Here is a 5,861-nt window from a genome sequence, read left to right as displayed (position 1 = left end):
AGAAAAAAGAAATATTAAAATTAAAATGATTTTATTTGTCATTTCTTGCATTAAGTTATTGAATTCGTCGAGTTTTCGGAGCATTACTGCTAACGGTTGCGTATATGAAACGTTTGGCATTTCGAAGCACTTTCCTATCAAGTTACAAGCACCTTTGAGACGGGCTGAAATGCTCGATAACCCACTGACTGCCAAATGTTTTATATACGATGTTGGGCGTTCGTTTTTTATCTTCTAAATGTTATTTTTTCTTTTCTCATTAATTCATAAAAGTCTTTATACTGAATTGATTTAAACTCTGCTCGTCCATATCTTTCACAATAAAGTTCATAAATATAAATCCACCATTCATCCTCAATTTTTTCTTTCTTAATGGTCTCAATAAATTCGAAATATTTTTTAGTTGTTTTTAGTCTTTTACTCTTTGCGTAGTAATAGCAAAGCAACGAAGGCAAAGTGTCTTTGTCTTTTAAAAGCTGGTCAGAGTATGACTCAAAATCATCAATTTTGAATTTGTATTTAATTGCCAAATGTAGACTCCAAAGCGAAACGTCAGACCGAGAATATTTAATATGCTCTTTTGTCAGACTATTTATTTCACTTTCGATTATTTCCAAAATTTCTTTTGAAATGTGCTTGGCATTACGTTGAAGTAAATTATCAAATAAGTCAATGAAATATGGGTAAATAAAACAAAGACGAGATAACGACATTATTACGAACCCAAATGTTTTATCATCGGTAAATTCTTTGTTTGTCAGAATTTTCACCGCATATCTTTTTGGCGAGTCACCGGGAAAATCTCTTGTAAGTTTAATCGACAGGTCAATAAATTCACTAATTGTGTTAATGTCCTTTTCATTATATTTCGACTTTCTTAAAAACTTTGAAGAATATTGCCTTAATTGCCTTACCCATTCTTCATCAATCGGAATAGGCAATGCTGTAATTTTGGTCTTTTTAGTGTTGAGTCTTAGATGATACTTTTCTAACTCACGACTAGCCTTTCTTATGAATTCGTCAGCTTCTTCTTGTGACTTACAATAACATTTATAGTCATCAATAAAACGAAGGTAATCGTAACTTTCTAACTCCTTATCAACTCGGGTCAATATAAGTTCTGAAAGTAAGCTGGAAGTATCTGGTCCAATTGGTAAACCAATCGTTTCATTTCGTTGCATCGAACGGATTGCAAAATCAAGTTGATTATACCATTTGGTTTTATCATTCATATTGTCCTTTGCTTCTTGATGTCCTACAAGTGCCCATGGAATTGAATGAGAATAAATACTTGGATAGCAATTAGCGACATCAATATGAACTAAATATTTTTTGCCAAACGACTTATCTAAAAACAAGAATTTTTCTTCATCTTTCTTGTCATACGATTTCATAGAAACAAGTCTATGATTAAGGTTATTTGGTTTTGGAACAACCATACTAGTTTCAGCATAATCGTCAATTTCCCCAATCTTACTAATGATTTCTTTCCAGTTTTGCCTAATATGTTCACAAAGTCTATAATACGAAATCGGATGTGGGATATCAATAATTCGAGGAGCGTTATTGTTTCTTGTCAGTCTGTATGAAACTGATGAAAACGAACGCTCAGAATACATTTGGGGTTTTGCTTTTTTAATCCATTTTCCAAAAACTTGGCTTTGAAAAATCGGTGTAAGTTTTTCAGAAAAAAATCCGTATTCAAGCAATTTCCTATTTACTTGTTCTTTCTTTAAGTATTTCAAAATCTCTGTAATTGTCATTGATGTACGGTTTTTTTAAAATGACGCCCAACGGACACGGCTTGGCGATGTGGCGGTATTTGAAAATCGTCAGCCCGTAACCGCTGCTAAATTTATAAATAAAAGTTCATTGTTTATTCTATTGCTCGGCGTTATTCGTCGGCTGGAACTGAAGCCGAATAGCGAACAAAAAGTTGAGAATATATTCGTCGCCCCGCCATATTGCCAAACCGCCTGTTGGGCGTAGTTTTTCTTCTTCGTCATTTGTGCATTTTACGAAATATGTCAGCCATTGTCTGCGAATCAATGTTGTCCATGTCGACAAGTTTCAATGACTTTACCATTTTGAGTGTGCTTGTTTTATACTTTTGAAAATGAGGTGTTTTTAAATGTGCCTCATAAGCTTTTCGATTTGCATAAATTTCTAAAATGCGAATTTGTGTCGGGTTTTCTTTTTGATACAAAGGATAAATTGCGATAACCCCTGCCTCTAATTGAACTGATGCTCTTGATTCTTCTTGAAGTATAGCATTATACTCTTTGAGATAGTTTGAATCAATCTCAATTTCTGAAATACGAATCATCATGTCTTTTGTTTGAGCAGATACGTTATTAAATGAGAAAATTATAAAAGCTAATAAATATTTCATGTCAATTTAATTTGGGGAATTAACTATTTTTTAAATCGTTTAAGAACAAATGGCTCTCCGGGTGCTAAAACTTTGATTCGTTCAGGATTAACTACTACATCATAAAGTTTTTTAGGGTCGCCGTTGAATGGCGAAAAGTCTGGCGAATCCACCGAACCCCAATGACAAAGTAGAAGCAGTGTGTTAGGATATGCGTTTGCAATTTTCACTGCTCCTTCAAAAGTAAAATGCCACTCACTGTCTGAGAAGTCAAATAAAATTGCATCAGGTGCTGTCATTGTAAGATGTTCAGGTATTAGTCTGGAATCACCTGTCGCCCAAATAGTACCGTCTGGTGTGTCAAACCAAAAGCCACAAGCATCTTCATTTTTAAACCAACGTGTACTCATGCCTGGATAAGCATTTTGATAGGCATGGTCGGCAGGTGTCAACTTTACAGAAATATTTTTTACTTTAAAGGTCTCTCCAATGTCGTGTCCAACAGATTTGAGATTTAAGTTTTTCATCAATGAATCAACATAAACTGTCGAGTGGTAAACGTCTGTAACTTTTGACATGGCTACATTTGTCGGAACACTAAAATGGTCATTGTCAGCATGAGTTACGAAGACTGCATCTAAATGTGGAACGTCCTTAGCCAAAATGGGGAAGTCAATTAAAAGCGGCATATCAAAGCCTTCAAGTAATGGGTCAACCATAAAAGTTGTACCACGACTATTGATTAAAAAGCCCGCCATACCCAACCAACGAAGTGTTGTCTTTTTTGATTTGCCGAAAGCCTTCTTGCCAAAAGATTGTGTCGGCGGTGCCTTAGCCTGATACTTTTTTTGTACAGTCTTTGTACTATCAGAAACGGTCTGTGCGTCTGAATTTATAGTAGCAAAAAGAGCTGAGAGTATGGTCGCAATAAAAAATAGTCTTTTCATGTTGTCTAAGTTTTCGTTCTTGAAAAAGTTCGTCACTTTTAATTGTCCGACTGTAATGGAGTGTCGTTAAAATTACGCCCAACGGTTTGCAGCTATAAGAAGTTGGCGATTTCGAAGCACAAAACTGTCAACCTGCACGAAAGTTTGATTGAAAAACTGAACTTCATTTAACCACTGAACCGCCAATTTCTTATAGGTGCTGTTGGCAGCTGGTTTTCTTTTTAGTCCTTCAATTCTGCTTTCAATTTGTCCCATGTCTCGTTAGATAAAATTTGTATGTAATCTGTCAATTTACCTTTACTGTATTCAATGATATATTCAGCTCTTTCTTTTGATTCTGGATGTGTACTTATCCATGTTAAGTATTTTGTCGCTTCATGCTCTTTGTCTGATAGTTTATAGAGAAAGTTAGCAAATGGTTCAGGATTGATTTTTGCATTAACTAAATAATCAATTGCTTTTATGTCTGCTTCTTTTTCTAAACTTCTGTCAAATGCTGATGAAGACAGAAGTTTTGCTGTCTCTTTTATAACTTCTGACCCGCCATTACCTGTTGTCATGGATATTAAAACTGAAAGTCCGATTTCTTTGACTAGTTTCTTCATCACATGATTTAGTTCTATATGTGCAATTTCATGACATATAACTCCAGCCAATTCTTCTTGATTGTCAGAATTTAATATTAGCCCACTAAAGACGATTAAATGTCTGTTCGGTAATGCAAAAGCATTTATTTCATCCTTGCTAAGGATATGAACTTTTATTTTCTCTCTGTCAATGTTATTTGACTTACAGATGTGAGTCACAATACTGTCTATCGAATTTACTGTCAGTTTGTTGGTAATTTCCTTTTCTGTTTTTTTAAAAACTCCCCAAAAAAGCTCTCCGAGTTTTTGTTCCGTCTTGTCTGTTACTTGCTGGACTTTAAAAATTTTCATCCAGTCAATTTGTGTTAGGGTATACCAAGTCCCGAAAAAAAGGAGTATGGTTATTATACCTTGTATGATGGGCTTTTTCATGATTTTGGTTTGCAAATTAAGTTTGTCAATGCACCATAAAACCACCACTCTACATGGATTCCTTTTCTTGTCTGAATTGCTGTATAAATGGTTGCAATAAACTCAGTCAGGTTGAAAATTATTGCTGCAATTATGTAGGCAATGTATTTACTTGTGATTGTCTCGTCTGTGAATATTATTGATATTGTCCACCAAAATCCAAAGCTATTAATGAAAAGCATAGATAATTGTGAAAGCAAAGCTTGTGTGCAATGCCAGCGGACAAAATAAGTTGACTTTCTATTTCCAAAATAAAATATCATTGTGGCTATTAAATTTACTATTGGTAACGGCAACCCAACAATAATCGCAATTAATGACATCAAATAACTACTTGAAGCTGTCTCTGCTTCATGTTCTCCAGGTTCGTAACTAAATTGCTTTATATGTATCATACTCCTTTTGTGATATTCCAAATCCAATTGATAATAACCAGTAAAATCAAAGGGATTGCATACTTCGTTTTTTTTAGATGGCTTTCAATTTTTTGATAACACACGAATAGTGAGTTATTTCTCAATATTATGTCCACAATAATCCAAACAGGAGCAATTAGCATTATAAGAGCTACTATATATCCTATTGGATTTAAGTCAAAGGCTTCAACGAAATTGCCTTTTGTCAATGAAATTATAGAACGTGTTGAACCACAGGAAGGGCAGGGTATATTTGTTGTGTGCTTTATCAAGCAAACTTCTACTGATTTATTTTCAGTTACATTCGATGTTATGCTATAATAAAGCCAAATATACCCTGCTACACATGCTATAAGCAATATTGAATACAGCTTGTTCCTGTCGAGTAGCATCAATACAAAAATTGTTGAATTTTCTGCATGTTCTTTTCTCTTGTTGCTTTCTGAATCATGAACCAGTCAATAATTGTCCAGATTCCTAATCCACCACAAGTAAGAAGTTTACCAACTCCAAGTCCTGTGTCGCCAATCATAAATCTGTCAATACCTAAGCTACCTGCTAAGATTGAAACAATTAAAGTAGTTGTAGGGTCTTTAAATTGTGCGGTTGATAACATTGCCCATTTTGAGTCATCAAGTGCCAATAATCGGTCTCTGATTGAGTTGATTTGGTGGCTTTCAAAAAACTTTCCGTTTGACATGATAAACATGTCGACTTTTTGTGCATCCATTTTGATTTTATTTAAAATTTAAAATTGTCCTACTCGTATGGCTTTTCGGTTTCGCCCCGTTTATTTTAATGAAGTCAAGTCTACGTTTTTTATTGTCAATAATACAAAATCTGTTTATGAGCTGTCAAAAATTTGTATGTCATTTTTCATGTTCATGTTGTATGGTCGTCTTTTAAACTTGCTGCCAACGTCAGTCTGTGAAAAAACCTCCGCTGTATTATTTTCAAATATAACAAAATACTAGAATAAAAAGAAGATTTTTCGTATTTTTAATCATGCAACACATCACAGGTATTTCCCGTCAACAACTGCGTTTTTCAAGTTTAGAAGACACTATAA

At 34.3% G+C, this 5,861-nt stretch carries 8 protein-coding genes; all 8 read right to left on the bottom strand.

What is annotated here, in order from left to right; translation table 11 throughout:
• Nucleotides 1-227 precede the first annotated feature (227 nt).
• The 8 genes from DFR66_RS13685 to DFR66_RS13650 all read right to left on the bottom strand — a co-directional run bounded on the left by DFR66_RS13685 (nt 228) and on the right by DFR66_RS13650 (nt 5,522).
• The gene (locus DFR66_RS13685; RefSeq protein WP_114755380.1) at nt 228-1,763 is read right to left on the bottom strand and encodes an RNA-directed DNA polymerase; all 1,536 of its coding nucleotides are present in this window, start codon (nt 1,761-1,763) and stop codon (nt 228-230) included.
• 239 nt (nt 1,764-2,002) lie between these two features.
• Nucleotides 2,003-2,392 (bottom strand): putative quinol monooxygenase, encoded by a 390-nt coding sequence (locus tag DFR66_RS13680; protein ID WP_242008692.1) that lies wholly within the window; start codon nt 2,390-2,392, stop codon nt 2,003-2,005.
• 23 nt (nt 2,393-2,415) lie between these two features.
• A complete protein-coding gene (locus DFR66_RS13675) occupies nt 2,416-3,318 on the bottom strand; it encodes an MBL fold metallo-hydrolase (RefSeq protein ID WP_114755379.1) in 903 nt (300 codons plus the stop codon).
• A gap of 72 nt (nt 3,319-3,390) precedes the next feature.
• Entirely contained in the window at nt 3,391-3,573 is a 183-nt protein-coding gene (locus tag DFR66_RS13670) for a hypothetical protein (RefSeq protein WP_114755378.1), read from the bottom strand.
• Entirely contained in the window at nt 3,540-4,337 is a 798-nt protein-coding gene (locus DFR66_RS13665) for a M48 family metallopeptidase (RefSeq protein WP_114755377.1), read from the bottom strand. The genes DFR66_RS13670 and DFR66_RS13665 overlap by 34 nt, the downstream gene beginning before the upstream one ends.
• A complete protein-coding gene (locus tag DFR66_RS13660; protein WP_114755376.1) occupies nt 4,334-4,771 on the bottom strand; it encodes a DUF4870 domain-containing protein in 438 nt (145 codons plus the stop codon). The genes DFR66_RS13665 and DFR66_RS13660 overlap by 4 nt, the downstream gene beginning before the upstream one ends.
• Nucleotides 4,768-5,007 (bottom strand): hypothetical protein, encoded by a 240-nt coding sequence (locus tag DFR66_RS14200; RefSeq protein ID WP_394336361.1) that lies wholly within the window; start codon nt 5,005-5,007, stop codon nt 4,768-4,770. The genes DFR66_RS13660 and DFR66_RS14200 overlap by 4 nt, the downstream gene beginning before the upstream one ends.
• A gap of 176 nt (nt 5,008-5,183) precedes the next feature.
• On the bottom strand, nt 5,184-5,522 hold the full coding sequence (locus DFR66_RS13650) for a TM2 domain-containing protein (RefSeq protein WP_114755374.1): 339 nt from the start codon (nt 5,520-5,522) through the stop codon (nt 5,184-5,186).
• Nucleotides 5,523-5,861 lie beyond the last annotated feature (339 nt).

The sequence above is a fragment of the Flavobacterium glaciei genome, assembly GCF_003350545.1.
GTDB classification, from domain to species: Bacteria; Bacteroidota; Bacteroidia; order Flavobacteriales; family Flavobacteriaceae; genus Flavobacterium; species Flavobacterium glaciei.
Note: the sequence above shows the minus strand (reverse complement) of the source record. Positions and strands in the feature narration are given on the sequence as shown.